Raw genomic sequence first — 16,188 nt, 5'->3', positions numbered from 1 at the left:
CCCCCATGGGCGGAGCAGTCAAGAAAGCGGCCAGCGTTGCAACGCTCGGGCTGAGCGACGCTGTGCTCGGCGACTCATTCAGCACGCCGAAAAGCAACGACACCACTGCTGATCAGGTCGACACCAACGATGTGTCCACCGCAGATGCTGAGGGCCTGGCCGCAGACAAGCGCCGGCGTGCCAAGGCTGCTGGCATCTCGTCCACCATCTTGGGCGGTGCAAGCGCGGCAGCAGCGCCGAGCACCACCAAGACCTTGCTGGGGCAATAACCATGGCCACCGACAGCCCACGCAAGCTGGCCGAGAAGCGGCTGTTGGCGCTGAAGAATGAGCGGTCGTCCTGGGATGTGAACGCCAAGGAAATCTCCGACTTCATCCTGCCCATGCGCTCCCGGGTGATGTCCGACGACACCAACCGCGGCGACCGGCGCAACAACAAGATCATCAACAACCGGGCGACCATGGCCAGCCGCACCACGGCGTCGGGGATGATGAGCGGTATCACGTCTCCGGCCCGCCCCTGGTTCAACCTTGCGCCCGTGGCGCGAACCATCATGGAGTTTGGCCCAGTCAAGTCGTGGTTCTACGAGTGCACCCAGCGCATGCGCGACGTGTTTCTGCGCTCGAACCTGTACCAGGTGCTTCCGACCTGCTACCAGGAAGGCGCCACATTCGGCACCGGCTGCATCTGGGTTGATGAAAGTCCGGACACCGTGATTCGTTGCGAGGCGTTCACCTGGGGCGAGTACTACCTGGCGAACGGCGCAGACGGCCGCTGCAACGCGATCTACCGCGAATTCAAGTGGACCGTGAACCAGCTTGCCGAGAAGTTCGGCAGTGCGTCGCTGAGCCCCACAGCACAGTCAATGCTGGATGCAGGCAGCGGCGACCAGTTCATCAGCTGCGCCCAGCGGGTTGAGCTCAACATGAACGCGAACCCAGACCGCGCAGACGGCCGCAGCTTGCCGTTCAGCGCGCTCACCTGGGAAGTTGGTGCGCCCGGTGACCAGGTGCTCGAGCACCGCGGCTATCACGAATTCCCGGCCATGGCGTTTCGCTGGGACTTGCTGCCTGGTGATGCCTACGGTACCGGCCCTGGCCGCATTTGCTTGGGCGACGTGAAGGCCCTGCAGCTGTACGAGCGCCAGGCCGCACGCATGACCGAGACTGGGGCGAACCCACCCCTACAGGCTCCCGCAGAGCTCAAGGGCCAGCCCAGCAGCACCATCCCAGGCGGCGTGACGTACGTGCCAATGGTTGGCGGCCACAACCAGATGGCACCGATCTACCAGCCGAATGCGGCCTGGCTGGCACCGATCCAGAGCAAGATCAAGGAGCATGAGGCGCGCATCAACGAGGCTTTCTTCGTCGATCTGTTCCTGATGGTCAGCCAGCTAGACACCGTGCGCACCGCTACCGAGATCGCGGCGCGCAAGGAAGAGAAGATGCTGATGCTCGGCCCGGTGTTGGAGCGCATCAACGATGACCTACTTGACCCGCTGATCGACCGGACCTTCAACATCATGCTGCGTCAGTCGGTCCCGATCTGGGCCGGCATCATCGATGGCGACCCATTGCTGCCGCCACCGCCCGAAGAGCTGATCAACGCGAACAGCGAGATTCAGGCGGTGTACGTATCGATTCTGGCCCAAGCCCAGAAGTCGCAGAACGTGCTGGGGCTGGAGCGCTTTGCGACCCTGGCCGGCAACCTCTCGGGTGCATTTCCCGAGGTCCTGGACAAGGTCGACTCGGACCAGCTCGTCGAGGAATACGCCGACGCCATCGGCGTGGTGCCGACCGTTGTCCGTGGCGCCGATCAGGTCGCGGCCATCCGCGAGCAGCGTGCGCGCCAGCAGCAGGCCGAGCAGGTGCAGCAGGCCATGGGCCAAGCCATCCAGGGCGCCAAGCTCCTATCCGAAACCGAAGTCACCCCGGACAACGTCCTGGGGCAGATGCTGGGGGCCTAAATGCTCGAAGACGCCGAGATCCTGCAGCAGCGGGAGGACGAGCAGCACCTGAAGGATTTCCAGAACGCGCAGGACTTCAAGTGGCTGATGGCTGATTCGCGAGGCCGCCGGATGGTTTGGCGCCAGCTTGAGACGGCGCGCCTGTTTCACCAGATCTACGACCCGCACCCCCAGAACCTGGCCTTCAACGAAGGAAAGCGCCAGCACGGCCTGTGGCTGCTGGACCGCATCAACACCCTGTGCCCGCACCTGTACCTGGTGATGGTGCAGGAGAACACCACGGTCAATAGCGAGGAATGACCATGAACGACAAAGCAATTGAGCAACAGATCCAGGCCAAGGGCCTCAATGCTCCGCGTATCAAGCCTGATGACATCAAGGCCAACATCTTGAGCGAGCTGTATTTCACGGCATTCGACGGCATCACTGGCTACTACGTAAACGATGGGCGAGAGATTCACCCGACAGCCCGTGATGAGCTGCCGAAGACGCTGGGCCTGTTGACCTTCTGCGTGCTGACGCTGCGCAACGGCTTCACCGTCACCGGTGAGAGCGCCTGTGCCAGCCCCGAGAACTTCGACCCAGAGATCGGCCGCCGAATTGCCCGCGAGAACGCGATCGCCAAAGTCTGGCCGCTGATGGGCTACGAGCTGCGCAGCAAACTGGCTGCGGCTGCGGCGCCACATCCACTGGCGGGCGATCTATCCCACTACCCACCGCATCAACAGCGTGTCCTGGTTGAGTACGTCGATCTGGGGGACAAGCTGACCAAGTTGAATGGCTTCCTTGAAACCGACCTGTTCAAGTCGCTCCCGGCTGCCGAGCAAGAGCGTATGACCGTGCAGCGCGGGGCCATGAGTGAGTACCACGGCGTGCTTGCCGACCGTATCGCGGCTTTCGGGGGTGAAGCATGAACCTCTTCATCCACGGCCGTCTCGGCCACTTCCTCATGAACGAAGCCGGCGCCGATGGTGCTGATGCTGGCGGCGCAGCTACCACCCAGGCCACTGGCGAGCCACAGAGCAACATCCTCGGCGGTGCTCCTGCTGCACAGCAGGGCCAGCAGCAACAGCAGGCCGAGCAGGGCCAGAAGGCGCCGGAAGGCCAGCAGCAGGGCCAGAAGACTGAAGGCGAGGGCGATCAGGCGCAAAAGCCTGTTGTGCCTGAGGCCTACACCTTCGCCGAGCTGCCCGAAGGCTACGAACTCAGCGCCGAGCAGTTGGCCGAGGTAACCCCGCTGCTGAAGGAACTGAACCTGACCCAGGAACAGGCCAACAAGCTGGTTGCCTTCGACGCGCAGCGCGCACTGGCTGCCGGGCAGGCCGGCCTGCAACAGCGCCAGGGTCTGGTCACCGGCTGGGAGAAGTCCCTGCGTGATGACGCGGACTTCGGCGGTGCCAACTTCGACGCAAACGTCGGTGTGGCCCAGAAGGCCCTGGCCCAGTTCGGCACGCCCGAGCTGAGCACCATGCTCAAGGAGTCCGGCCTGGGCTCCCACCCCGAAGTTGTAAGGCTCTTCCACCGGATCGGCCAGCAGTTGGCCGAGGGCCAGCTGCATAGCGGTTCCGGCAACTCGTCCCGCAAATCAAATGCCGAAGTCTTCTACGGCCCAGGCAAACCCTGATCACCCCAAGGAGTACGTAAACCATGGCCGTTATCGCCAACAATGCGCTGACGCTGGCCGACTGGGCCAAGCGCCAGGATCCGGACAGCAAGCCGGCGCGCATCATCGAGATGCTGAACCAGACCAACGAAATCCTCACCGACATGCTGTGGCTTGAGGGCAACCTGGCGACCGGCCACCGCACCACCATGCGTACAGGTCTGCCATCCGGCACCTGGCGCGCGCTGAACGCCGGTATCGCCCGTGGCAAATCCACCACCGTGCAGGTCGATGAAACCTGTGCGCTGCTGGAAAACCTCGGCGTTGTCGACGAAAAGCTGGCAGCGCTCAATGGCAACACCGCAGCCTTCCGGCTGTCAGAGAACGCCGCGTTCATCGAGGGCATGAACCAGGACATGGTAACCGCCCTGTTCTACTCCAACAGTGCACTGGAGCCGGCCAAGCCCCTGGGCCTGGCGCCGCGGTACAGTGACAGCACTGCGAAGAACGGGCAGAACATCATCAAGATGGGCGGCTCGGGCTCCGACAACACCTCGGTGTGGCTCGTGGTCTGGGGCGATCAGACCGTGCATGGGATCTTCCCGAAGGGTTCGCAGGCCGGTCTCGACCACAACGACATGGGCGTGGAGCTCGTCGACGATGGCACCGGCAAGTTCTTCCGCGCCTACCGCGATCACTACAAGTGGGAAACCGGTGCTGCCCTGCGCGACTGGCGCTACGCCGTCCGCATTTGCAACATCGACATCAGCGACTTGGTGGCAGACACCAACGGCAGCACCGTGAAGCTGATCGAGGCGATGGTGCGCGCGGTGCACCGCATCCCGAACCTGCGCATGGGTCGCGCCGCGTTCTACATGAACCGCACCATTGCCGAGTGCCTCGACATCCAGGCGATGAACAAAAACAACGTGCGGCTCAAGATCCAGGAGTACGACGGCGAGTGGATCACCAGCCTGCGTGGCGTGCCGTTCCGTACTTGCGACGCGCTGCTCAACACCGAGGCGCCGGTCATCTGACCGGCGTTTTTCTACCCAAATCCAAGATTGGAGAAACCCCATGATCACCGACAAGCTGAACATGTTCAGCGGGCTGGCTGGCCAGGCAGTCACCGCGACGGCGGCATCGACCGACGTGCTGGACCTGGGACCGCTGACCCACGGCAACACCCGCCGCGATATCGGCGCCGGCGAGCCGCTGTATCTGGTCATCGCTGTTCTGGTTGCGGCCGCCGCTGCTGGCGCTGCCACCGTGAACTTCCAGCTGCAGACCAGCGACGACAATTCCAGTTGGGTCACGCTGTTTGACTCTGGCTCTACCGCTCTGGCTGACCTTGCTGCCGGCAAGCGCCCTGTGGCTGTGGCTGTGCCGCGCGGTGTCCGCCGCTACCTCCGTGTCAACTACACCGTTGGTACTGGACCACTCACTGCTGGCACGTTCTGGGCTGGCCTGGTCAAGGATGTCCAGGACACTGCCACCTACGCCAGCGGCTTCACCATCGCGTAAGGAGCGACCATGAAAGTTATCGCAATCGAACGCGGCTACTACGGCGGAAAGATCCAAGACCCGCCAGAGGCCGGCGGCGAGCCGTTCCACCTCACCAGCGAGAAGCACCTGGGTAAGTGGATGGAACCGCAGGGCTGGAAGCCATCCAGCGTGACCAAGCCCGATTCCACCACCAGCAACGGCGGCGCACCACAGCCTGCCTTCACCACCAAGCACAACGGTGGCGGCCGCCACATCGTCATCGATGCCGACGGCAAGAAGGTGGGGGACTTCGTCGGGGCCAGCAAGGAAGAAGCCCAGGCAGAAGCTGATCGCCTGACTGCTGGTGGTGAGCCGTATGTGAAGCCCGATTCCACCACCAGCAACGGCGGGGCTGCTGTCGACGATGGCGGCAACCCAGACGATGACGACGACGGCCCGGACGCCTGATTCGACATCCCCCACCAAGGGCCCTTCGGGGCCCTTTTTCATGGAGCCAGATTCATGTCCTCGGTAATCGACATCTGCAACATGGCGATCTTCCGCATCGGCAACAGCATCCGCATCGATGACCTGGAGGAAAACAGCACGCCCGCCCGCATCTGCAAGCAGTTCTACGAGAGCAGTCGCGACTACGTGCTGCGCGCCGACTGCGACTGGGGGTTTGCCACAGCCTTTGTTCAATTGGCCGAAGTCGTCGACAACCCGAGCCCCGAATACAGCCATGCGTATGCCGTTCCTACCGACTGCATGCGCGTTCGCCGAATTGTGAACCCAGGCTGGCCGCATGGCGCATGGCCCGCCGGCCTGGACTGTAATGCACCGCAGGTCCAGCGCATCCCGTTCCGTATCATCAACGGCGCCAGTCAGCGCCTGATCAGCACCAGCGTGTCGCCGGCAACCCTCGAGTACACCCTGAAGGTTGAGTCGCCGGAAATGTTCGACCCGATCTTCGTTTCGGCCCTGGCCTGGTACCTGGCCAGCCAGATCGCAGGGCCTCTCGCAAAAGAGGCATCGATCGTCCAGGCGTGCAAAGCCGAATACCTGGACGAGGTCCGCATGGCTGCTGCCGCCGCGCTCAATGAGGGCGTGACGCAGTATCAGGGTGAATCCTCATTCATCACGGGGCGCGGAGCATGACCGAAGTCATTCAGCCCTCATTCGCCGCCGGCGAGATTTCCCCGGCCACCTATGCCCGGGTCGACCTGGGTCGGTATTACACGGCGCTCAAGACCTGCAGGAACTTCGTTGTGCTGCCAGAAGGCGGCGCGCAGAACCGCGCTGGCACCCGCTACATCACTGAAGTGAAATCCAGCAACGCCCGCACGCGGCTGATCCCCTTCCAGTTTTCGACCGAGCAGACCTATATCCTTGAGTTCGGCAACCTGTACATACGCTTCATCAGCAATGGTGGCCAGGTTGTGAACGGGGCAGTTCCATACGAAATTGCCACCCCGTACACCACCGCCCAGTTGCCGGGATTGAAGTTCACACAGTCGGCTGACGTGCTGACGATCGTTCACCCGGACCACGCGCCACGCGAGCTGGCGCGCCTGGCACCCACGTCCTGGACTTTGACCACGATCAAGTTCGAGCCAGCAATTGCTGCACCAACAGGCCTCACCGCAGCGCCCCGTGCTGGCGGAACTGAGGACACCACGTCCTACCAGTACAAGGTGACGGCAGTCAGCGGTATCGCGGCAGGCTCGGTTGAGTCCTGGGCGAGCAACACGGCCACTGTAAACAGCTGGGACAACAAACCTGGCGCCACCCTTTCGTGGGCGGCAGTAGCTGGCGCCGATCACTACAACGTCTACAAGAACAAGTCGTCTGGGGTGTTCGGGTTCGTTGGCCAATCGGCCGGCACAACCTTCAACGACATCAACATCACGCCAGCCACCGACAACACGGTGCCCATTGGCTACAACCCATTCGCCGGCGGCAATAATCCATCTGTCGTCGGCTACTACCAGCAGCGGATGACCTTTGCCGCGAGCCGGGCCAACCCGCAGACGGTCTGGATGTCCCGCACTGGTGACTTCCACAACTTCGGCTACTCCGACCCGAACAAGGATGATGACGGCATCGAGTTCGTCATTGCCAGCCGGCAGGTCAACCAGATCCGTCACCTGGTGTCGCTACGCGAGCTGCTGGCATTGACCTCTGGTGCAGAGATCACGATCACCGGTTCCAGCGATTCAGGGGTCACGCCGGCGAATGTCTCCGCCGTCGAGCAGAGCTACTTCGGCTGCAGCGAGGTTCTGCCAGCCATCTACGCAAATACCGCGCTGTACATCCAGGCCCGTGGCGGGAAGCTGTCGACCCTGGCCTACAACTACGTGTCGGATGGTTTCCAGCCCCAGGACGTGAGTGTGCTGTCGTCGCACCTGCTGCGCGGCTTCACCATCCAAGACCAAGCCTTTGCTCTGGCGCCCAACGGCGTGCTGTGGATGGCGAGGAACGACGGCATGCTGGTGGGCTTTACCTTCCTGCCTGATCAGGAGGTTTATGGCTGGAGCTGGCACGACACCGATGGCCAGGTCGAGTCTGTCGCCAGCGTCCCGGAAGGTGACGAAGATGCGCTCTACCTGGTAGTTAGGCGCACGATCAACGGCGTGACGAAGCGCTACATCGAGCGGATGGCCACCCGGCAGCTGACCAAGTGGGGGAGTGGCGACTACTGGTTTGATCGTGCTTTCTTCGTCGATTGCGGCCTGACGTACGACGGGCGTCGCACCGGCACCGCGGTGCTTACCGGTGGCACCGACTGGAAATACCCGAGCCCACTGACCCTCACTGTGGGCGGGTCGACGTTCGAGGCCGGCATGGTTGGACGTAGTGTGATCATGTACGGCGCGGGTACCGAAACGTCAATCGGCGACCTGCTGACAGTCAAGATCATCGGCTACACATCACCCACGGTCGTTACTGTCGAGCCGCAGACTGTGGTACCTCAGTCGCTGCGTGGCAAGTCCGCAACCCGCTGGGGTCTGGCCGTGACGACCGTGTCGGGGTTGGATCACCTGGAGGGCAAGAAGGTGAGCGCCCTGGGTGATGGCAACGTGATTCCGCAGGCGGTCGTAACCGGTGGTTCGATTTCGCTCGATGGTCCAACGCTGGTCGTCCACGTAGGCCTTCCGATCACCGCCGACTTCGAAACCCTGGACATCACCCTGCAGAACAACCAGGCATTCCTCGGGGCGAAGAAGAAAATCAACCAGGTTGTGGTCCTGTGCCAGGAAAGCCGGGGCATCTTTGCCGGCCCTGACGCCGACCACTTGGACGAGTTCAAGCAACGCGCAGGCGAGAACTACGGCGAGCCCATCGAACTGCTGACCGGTCGGGCCGAAATGGATGTGCAGTGTCAGTGGGACTCATACGGGCGCCTGTTGATTCGCCAATCCGACCCGCTGCCGCTGACCATCCTGGGGGTCATTCCGAATGTCCAGTCCGGCGGCTGAAATGTTGCCGGTTGATGACCGGCTGATCGCCGAAGTACTTGCGGCCGTTCGGCCGGAAGACCGGCTTGAGTTCGAAAGCCTGCGCGGGCTGAGCGTCGAGGCCGAGCTTCGCGATTCTGTGGCCAGCAGCATCACCCCCCGGGCTTATGTCGTCGACGGCAGGGTCGTGGCGATGTTCGGCGACATCAAGTACGACGAACGCATCGGTGTGCCGTGGCTCATCAGCACCAGCGCAATTGACCAGCACCGCCGGGCATTCCTCATCGAGTGCGACCGCGAGGTTGCCGCCATGCGCCAGCGCCACCAGGTGCTGATCAACTACACCGATGCTCGCTACACCAAGGCCTTGCGCTGGCTGCGCTGGCTCGGTTTCCACATGCATGAGGCCGTGCCCTATGGGGTCAACGGCGAGTTGTTCCATCCAATGACATTGAGGGGGTTCTGATGGGCGCAGCAGCAGGTGCTGGCGCAGCAGCAGGTGGTGGCCTGCTGAGCGCGTATTCCCAGATCCAGGCCGGCAAGGACTCGGTGAAGGCCGCCAAGCGCCAGCAGCGGTACCTGAACGAGCAGGCCGGCGACGTGATCAACCAAGGTGACTTCGCCGCGGACCTGACGAACGAGCAGGGCCGGCAGACAGCGGCAAGCCAGCGGGCCGGCTTCGCAGGCAATGGCGTTGTGGTGGGCGAGGGCTCTGCCGGCCGGGTAGAGCAGAGCACGCTCGACATGTCGAGACAAGATGCGGACCAGTTGCGCCGCAACGCCTTCAACCAGGCCATGGGTCTGGTAACCCAGGGGAACGAAGAGATGCGCCAGGCCAAGGCCAATCAACGCACGTCACGCCTCAACGCCTTCGGCTCGCTGCTCACCGGCGGCGGCCAGGCCTACAGCATGTACAGCAGGGGCTGACCATGGCGAGAATTCCAGATTACCAGCGCCGCGTCGGGCCGGAGGCAGTTGCCGCCCCGCGCGTTGCGCAGGCATCGACCGATGCGTCTGGCCTTGGTCGAGGGCTATCGAGTTTGGCCGGCGACCTGGATCAGGTCTACCAGCGCGAGGTCCAGGACGCGAACCAAACGGCGCTGCTCAACGCCGACAATCAGCTCGGCACCTGGCAGAACAAGGCCCTGTACGATCCTGAGAATGGAGCGTTTACCCGCAAAGGCAGTGCTGCCTTGAACATCAGCCAGTCTGTGCTGGGCGAGTTCGACAAGCAGCAGCAGGCGATCTATGACGGCCTGGCCAGCGAACAGCAGCGCCAGATGTTCCGCCAAGCTTCGCTGCAGCGTCGAACCAGCCTTGAAGGCAAGCTCGGCACCTACGAGTTTCGCGAGCAGCAGGCCTACAAGGATGATGTCGACAAGTCATCGATTCAGCTCTCGCTGGACAGTGCAGCGCTGAACTACAACGACCCGCAGGCCATCGAGCAGAACCGGGCCAAAATGGACGCGGTCATCCAGGCACGCGGAGCTCGCAACGGCTGGTCTCCAGAGGAGCTGCAGGCGCAGCGCCAGCGCATGAACAGCACCCTTTCCCAGTCGGTGATACAGCGCATGCTGGTGGACTCACCACAGAAAGCGAAGGGGCTGTACGAGCAATTCAAAGGCGGCATGACGGCCGAGGATCAGATTCGGGCCAGCAACGGCATTGACCAAGGCTTCAGGCGTCAGGAAGCAGAAGCCCGGCAGCGCCAAGTTGAGGCGCGCCAGCTTCAGGCCATCGCCCGGGTAGAGCTGCAGTCGCGTGTTCAGGATGCCCAGTCCGCATACCTTCAGGGGTTCGAATTCGACAACCCGCCGAGCCGTGCCGACTTCAACGCGGCATACGGCGATAAGGGCGGCCAGGCCTATGAGTCGTTCGCAAAGGTTCAGGCAGTTGCGCCTGCCATCCGCGAATTCGCCACCGCAACGCCGCAAGAGCGCCAGCAGATCCTTGCTCGTTTTAATCCAGCACCTGCGCAGCAGGCGGGGCCAACCTATGGGCCGAAAGCGGAAGGACTGCTGGAGCAGGGCAATATCGATCTGAACAGTAGGCCAAAGGTGAAGAACCCCGATGGCTCGATCAGTACGGTCCGCTCGATGTCGGTCAACTTTGACGGCCAAGAGGTACTGTTGCCCACCGTGAGCGAAGATGGCCGCATCATGAGCGACCAGGAGGCGATCGACACCTACCTGAAGACGGGTCGAAACCTGGGCAAGTTCGACACTCCGGAGAACGCCACGGCTTATGCAGAGGCCTTGCATGAGGACCAGGCAAAGCAATATGCCAACGACAGACCAGTGGTTGGCAGGGGATTTGCCGAAGACGACCAGCTCTACCGGCGGCTGGCGACCGTTGCCACCGGCCTCATGAAACAGCAGCAGGCGGATCCCGCTGCATACGCTGCGACCTACAGCAGTCCTGTCCGCGAAGCCTTTGCAGCAGCCCAGCAGGCCGGAACGCCAGAGGCCTACAAGGCATATGCCGACGCCACCATTGCAGAGCAGCGCCGCTTAGGCGTCCAGACTCCAAGGCTTCTCCCGGATGCAGCGGCGGACCAAATAGCTGCTGGCTTCAATAGCCAGGTGGCCGGCGGCGAGAACGCCGCCACGCTGATCGAGCAGCAGCAGGCGCAGTGGGGGGCAAACTTTCCGCTGATCGCGCAGCAGCTCGGCAAGAAACTACCGCCCGAAGCACAGGTAATCGCCACCGGCCTGCCGAAAGATGTTGCTGAGCGCATGGCGTCGGTTGCCTCGCTCAGTGAGGCTGAGCTGAAAAAGGGCCTGGATAAGGGGGTGGCGACCAACGTCGAGGCCGCAGTCCAGTCCAGCATGGCGCCCTTCGCGCAGTCGCTGCAGGGGCAGGTCGGTGGTATCGAGACGTTCAACACCATGTACCAGGCAGCCAACAAGGCGGCCCTGTCCTACGTTCGCCAAGGCATGGCGCCGGACAAGGCCGCCCAGCGGGTGGTGAACGGCATGGTGAACGACAAGTATGAATTCTTCGGCACCTACCGGGTGCCCAAATCACTTGATACCGCCGCAGTGAAGCGTGGCGCCAGCCAGGCGCTGGAAAGCATCAGCGCTGACGACCTGATGCTGCTGCCTGGGATCCGTGGCGTTCCAGACGACGTGAACCTTGAGCAACTGCGCGAAGCTGTGATCGATGGCGGCCAGTGGGTGCCGAACAACGACGAGTCGGGTCTATCGCTAACGCTCAACGGGTATCGCCTGCTCGGCAAGGATGGCAAGCCGATCACCAGAACCTGGGATGAACTGACAGAGCAGGGGCTGCAAGAGCGGGATAGCAGTGCATCGCAGATCGGTCGCGTGCGCGGCCTGGGGATCAACAATTGACTATTTATGCAGGCGATGCCCCGGCGCTTGACCAGCGCACGCTACTGGACGTGCCGGCGAACAGCGGGGATGTGTTCGGCGCGGCATTCGACGAGGCGTTCTCCACCAACCCCAGCACGTCGGCGTTTCGCCTGGAAGAGCTGAACCAGCAAGAGCAAGGTCGCGCCGTCGTCATGGGCCCGGAATCATACTTCGCGCCAAATGCCGGCCGGCTTGAGCCTGAGACGCCCTTGCTGGGCGCCGAGCAGGCGCGCGAGCAGGTTGCTGGGGCAGGGCTCGACATCAAGATCCCCGACCAGGGCATTCGCCAAGGAGCGCTGGAGGTCTTGATCGAGCGGCATCGCGAGCAGTTGGCGCGCCAGCAGATCATGGCCAGGGCGGGCGGTGGCAACATGCCAACCCAGATTACAGCCAGCCTTGCTGCATCCCTGCTCGATCCGCTCAACATTGCTTCGGCCTTTGTGCCTGTTGTTGGCGAGGCACGGTACGCCCGCTTGCTGGCAGGCGCCGCTACACCAATGGGGCGGGCAGCAGTGCGTGGTGGTGTTGGCGCTGTGGAGGGTTCGGTCGGCGCTGCCATAGTTGAGCCGCTACCGCTGCTGGCTGCCCAGGCTGATCAGACCGAGTATGGACTTTCCGACTCTCTGGCCAACATCGCACTTGGTGGGGTACTTGGTGGTGGCCTGCACTCCATTGGCGGCGCGGTGAGTGATGCACTTCGCCGCCGGCTTGCCACCGAAGCTACGCCGGTCGATACCGCCCTGAGTGCTGGTGCACCCGCTCGGTCGGGTGATTCAGGTAGGGGCATGGATCTCGCCCGCCTGTTCGATGAAGACCCTGAAGCTGCGCTGCGCTCTGGCCTCGCCAGGCAACTCGATACCGACCGAGCCGTGCTGTATCGGTCGGCCGAGCAGCAGGCGCTGGACGAAATCAGGCCTGCACTTACCGGCGAGCGCGTTGGCAATGTTGCTGACCTCAAGGCCGAGCGGGTAGGTCTTGTGGCTCAGGATATGGCCCTTGACGCAACCTATCGCGACCGGGCGAAGGCGTTGCAGGGCGAACGCCTGACCCGCAAGCAGGCAGAGCGAGCAGCCCGCGACGCCATAGCGGTAGAGCGCGAACAAATTCGCGCGCGCACCAGCGAGATCGACACCCTGCTGGAGCGTAACCGGGCCGGCGAGCTGGATCGCCGCGACGCAGGAATGATTGAGCGGGGGCAAGTTCCAGAGCGTTTACAGCCGCAGGTACAGGCCAGGGCCAGGCAGATCATGCAGGGCTACCAGCAGCGCCCGCTGGGCGCAGCCATCCGCACTGCTCGTGAAACCGCCGAGGGAGCAGATTGGACCATTCGCGAGAATGCCCTTCGCACCGCCGTGGCCCAGGCTATGAGCGGGCGGGAGATCGATGTAGCCAAGCTGTTCGAGCTGGAGGATACCGCCAAGGCAGCCAGTGCTCTGGAGTACTTGAAGCGTCCGCAGGGCCGCCGCATTGACCCAGAAGGGCAAGTCGAGAGCCGGCGCATCGATGTGCAGCCGAAGTCGGTCGATGATCTTGAAGACGCGCGGGCGGCCTTAGCCGAGGACGAAGCGCTGGCGCGAGAGATGCTTGAGCAGTTGCCAGCCGATCAACGCGCCCAGGTTGAGGCGCTGGGTCGAGACGAAATGGCAGCGGCAGATGCAGAAGTCGCGAAGGCCCAACAATACGCCAAGGCCTATCGTGCCGCGGCCATATGCGAACTGGGGAGAGGTTGATGGCACTTCCATCGGGAATCAGCCCATGCGCCGACGCGGTCAGGGCCGCAGCCGGCGACATGGAGCCGAACGAGATTCAAGAAATATTCCAGCTGCTGCGCGGGCGAACCCAGGAGATTCTGGCTCGCGAAGGCGCCCTGGGCAGCGAGCAGGCCGCGCTGCGTGCAGCCGATGAGTTGGCCAGGCAGGCTGAACACGCAGCCATAATCGAGAGGCGTAACGCGTTGATCAACGTGCGCGCCCGGGCCCGCCTTGTGGCCTTTGTCCGTGACCAGTTCGCCGATCGTCCTGACCTTGGCGTGGAGTCGTTCCTTGTAGGCACCAACCTCGCGCGCCAGGGCTCCCGGCTGTCGGTCGCTGCTGAGCAGAAGGCGCTGGGTGACGCCTACATTGGCGGAATGCTGGCCGATCTGGACCGCGCCGACCTGACTGCAGTGCTTGCCCGGGGAGACTCCGACCAAGACATCGCCGATGCGCTCTGGCGGGTTGGCCGTGACCTCGAGACCAAGGACCTGAACCCGCAGGTGGTCGAGATTGCCCGAATCATCCAACGCTATCAGGAGGGGGCCCGCATCGATGCCAACCGTGCCGGCGCCAGCATCGGAAAGATGCCTGGCTACATCGCCCGCCAGAGCCACGACAGCGAGAAGATTGGAGTAGCTGGCTTCGAGCGCTGGGCTGAAGAGATTCTGCCGCGCTTGGACCAGGCTACCTTCCGCGAAGGTGGCGACCCCATGGCATTCCTCAAGGGGGTCTACGACGGCCTGGTCTCCGGCGATCACCTCAAGTCACCAACAGGCCAGCAGCCGAACGGGTTCAAAGGGCCGGCCAATCTGGCCAAGAAGATCAGCCAGGAGCGCGTCCTGCACTTCAAGGATGGCGTAGCCTGGCATGAGTACAACCAGCTCTTCGGCACAGGCAACCTGCGCGAGGCTGTGCTACGCGGGCTGGATCTATCGGGGCAGAACACGGCGATGATGCGCCGCCTCGGCACCAATCCAGAGGCCAACTTGAACATGGCCATGGACCTGATCAAGGAGGATGTGCGGAAGACTGGCGACCCTGCGGCTCTTGCCAATTTCAACACCGCCCGGCGCGGTGTAATCGAGAACCGATTCAAGGAAGTCAGTGGCCAAACGCGCATCCCAGGTAATGCGACACAGGCCCGGGTGGCGGCCAACGTCCGGGCATGGCAGTCCCTGTCGAAGCTCGGCGGTGCGCTTCTGTCCAGCTTCACTGACCTGCCGGTGGCCGCCAGCGAGATGAAGTATCAGGGGCGGAGTTTTCTTGGCAGTCTGGCAGAGATGGGTGCCGGCCTACTGAAGGGCAGGGGCAGCGCTGAGCAGCGCCAGATACTGTCCTCCTACGGTGTTTTCGCCGACTCGATGCGCGGGGAGATCATGCGCCGGTTCTCCGCCGACGACTCGGTGGGCGGCAAGATGTCCCGCGGCATGAGTCACTTTTTCCGACTGAACGGTCTGTCCTGGTGGACTGACGCCAACAAGGCCAGCGCCGGCCTGATGATGGCGCACAACTTGGCTCAGAACAAAGGCAAGGGTTGGGGCTCCTTGAATTCTGACTTCAAACGCGCTCTGGGCCTGTACGACCTGGACGCTGGCAAGTGGGACCTGCTGCGCGAAATGGATATGCGTATGGCTGATGGCCGCGACTACATGACCCCAGACGGGGTTGCGGCGATCAGCGACGAGCGCATAGGCCAGTACCTTGCAGAGCGCAATCGCCCAGTGTCGGAAGGCGCTATTCGCGAAGCCCGCCAAGACCTTGAGCGCAGTCTGCGCGCCTACGTCAACGATCGGGTGACCTATGCAGTGCTGGAGCCGGACGCCCGCACACGCTCGATCATGAACCAGGGCACCCAGCCCGGTACCGTCCCGGGTGACCTGCTGCGCTTCATCACCCAGTTCAAGAGCTTCCCGGCCGCCTACATGCAGAAGACACTCGGTCGCGAGCTGTATGGCCGCGGGTATACCCCGACTGCCCTGGGCAATGATTTCCGTGGCGGGCGAGACCTGGTGCAGGCGCTGCGCAACGGCAACGGCGAGCGACTGGCGTTGGCACAACTGATCTTGTGGACCACGGCTTTCGGCTACCTGTCGACCGCATCGAAGGACGTCACAAAAGGGCGTGAGCCTCGTCCGGCCGATGACCCCAAGACCTGGCTGGCGGCGATGGTGCAGGGCGGCGGACTGGGCATCTTCGGCGACTACCTGTTCGGTGAGGCCAACCGCTTCGGCAACACGGCGCTCGAGTCAGCCGCAGGGCCTGCCCTGGGCACCGCCGCCGACCTGATCAACCTCTGGGCCAGGGCCAAGGAGGGTGACGACACTGCAGCGTCAGCCCTCCGCCTGGCTCAAAACAATACACCGTTCATGAACCTCTTCTACGCGAGAATCGCGATGGATCATCTGTTCATGTTCTCAGTGCAGGAAGCACTGAACCCGGGGTCGCTGCGAAGGACCGAGGATCGAATCCGTCAGGAGAACGGACAAGAGTTCCTGGTCAGGCCATCACAGAGCTATCAAGACCCGCTGGGTATCGCCAAGTAACAACC

At 63.0% G+C, this 16,188-nt stretch carries 15 protein-coding genes; all 15 read left to right on the top strand.

Annotated elements, in window-relative coordinates:
• The first annotated feature begins 5 nt into the window (after positions 1-5).
• Genes QMX96_RS06250 through QMX96_RS06180 form a run of 15 tightly spaced genes read left to right on the top strand, consistent with a single transcriptional unit; the run spans position 6 to position 16,183 of the window.
• A complete protein-coding gene (locus tag QMX96_RS06250; RefSeq protein WP_282361420.1) occupies positions 6-269 on the top strand; it encodes a hypothetical protein in 264 nt (87 codons plus the stop codon).
• Between the two features lie 2 nt (positions 270-271).
• A complete protein-coding gene (locus QMX96_RS06245) occupies positions 272-1,966 on the top strand; it encodes a portal protein (protein WP_282361419.1) in 1,695 nt (564 codons plus the stop codon).
• The gene (locus tag QMX96_RS06240) at positions 1,967-2,266 is read left to right on the top strand and encodes a hypothetical protein (RefSeq protein ID WP_282361418.1); all 300 of its coding nucleotides are present in this window, start codon (positions 1,967-1,969) and stop codon (positions 2,264-2,266) included. It begins immediately after the preceding gene.
• Positions 2,267-2,268: 2 nt separating this feature from the next.
• Entirely contained in the window at positions 2,269-2,880 is a 612-nt protein-coding gene (locus QMX96_RS26950) for a Gp49 family protein (protein WP_349016780.1), read from the top strand.
• A complete protein-coding gene (locus QMX96_RS06230) occupies positions 2,877-3,590 on the top strand; it encodes a hypothetical protein (protein ID WP_282361417.1) in 714 nt (237 codons plus the stop codon). The genes QMX96_RS26950 and QMX96_RS06230 overlap by 4 nt, the downstream gene beginning before the upstream one ends.
• 23 nt (positions 3,591-3,613) lie before the next feature.
• Positions 3,614-4,606 (top strand): major capsid protein, encoded by a 993-nt coding sequence (locus QMX96_RS06225; RefSeq protein WP_282361416.1) that lies wholly within the window; start codon positions 3,614-3,616, stop codon positions 4,604-4,606.
• 40 nt (positions 4,607-4,646) lie between these two features.
• Positions 4,647-5,093, top strand: coding sequence for a Bbp16 family capsid cement protein (locus QMX96_RS06220; RefSeq protein ID WP_282361415.1), 447 nt, complete (start codon positions 4,647-4,649; stop codon positions 5,091-5,093).
• Between the two features lie 9 nt (positions 5,094-5,102).
• Positions 5,103-5,522 (top strand): hypothetical protein, encoded by a 420-nt coding sequence (locus tag QMX96_RS06215; RefSeq protein WP_282361414.1) that lies wholly within the window; start codon positions 5,103-5,105, stop codon positions 5,520-5,522.
• A 54-nt stretch (positions 5,523-5,576) separates the two neighbouring features.
• On the top strand, positions 5,577-6,212 hold the full coding sequence (locus tag QMX96_RS06210) for a hypothetical protein (RefSeq protein WP_282361413.1): 636 nt from the start codon (positions 5,577-5,579) through the stop codon (positions 6,210-6,212).
• Positions 6,209-8,533, top strand: coding sequence for a hypothetical protein (locus QMX96_RS06205; protein ID WP_282361412.1), 2,325 nt, complete (start codon positions 6,209-6,211; stop codon positions 8,531-8,533). The genes QMX96_RS06210 and QMX96_RS06205 overlap by 4 nt, the downstream gene beginning before the upstream one ends.
• Positions 8,514-8,978: a hypothetical protein gene (locus tag QMX96_RS06200; RefSeq protein ID WP_282361411.1), complete on the top strand. Its 465-nt coding sequence runs from the start codon at positions 8,514-8,516 to the stop codon at positions 8,976-8,978. The genes QMX96_RS06205 and QMX96_RS06200 overlap by 20 nt, the downstream gene beginning before the upstream one ends.
• Entirely contained in the window at positions 8,978-9,439 is a 462-nt protein-coding gene (locus QMX96_RS06195) for a hypothetical protein (protein WP_253086350.1), read from the top strand. The genes QMX96_RS06200 and QMX96_RS06195 overlap by 1 nt, the downstream gene beginning before the upstream one ends.
• Positions 9,440-9,441: 2 nt before the next feature.
• Entirely contained in the window at positions 9,442-11,865 is a 2,424-nt protein-coding gene (locus tag QMX96_RS06190) for a hypothetical protein (RefSeq protein ID WP_282361410.1), read from the top strand.
• Positions 11,862-13,616, top strand: a complete 1,755-nt coding sequence (locus QMX96_RS06185; RefSeq protein WP_282361409.1) for a hypothetical protein — start codon at positions 11,862-11,864, stop codon at positions 13,614-13,616. Before QMX96_RS06190 ends, QMX96_RS06185 begins: the two co-directional genes overlap by 4 nt.
• On the top strand, positions 13,616-16,183 hold the full coding sequence (locus QMX96_RS06180) for a hypothetical protein (RefSeq protein WP_282361408.1): 2,568 nt from the start codon (positions 13,616-13,618) through the stop codon (positions 16,181-16,183). Before QMX96_RS06185 ends, QMX96_RS06180 begins: the two co-directional genes overlap by 1 nt.
• Positions 16,184-16,188: the final 5 nt, after the last annotated feature.

It is taken from the genome of Pseudomonas sp. PS01300, assembly GCF_029960155.1.
Taxonomy (GTDB): domain Bacteria; phylum Pseudomonadota; class Gammaproteobacteria; order Pseudomonadales; family Pseudomonadaceae; genus Aquipseudomonas; species Aquipseudomonas palmensis.
The sequence above is the reverse complement of the archived record's forward strand: the minus strand, read 5'-3'. Positions and strand labels throughout refer to the sequence as shown.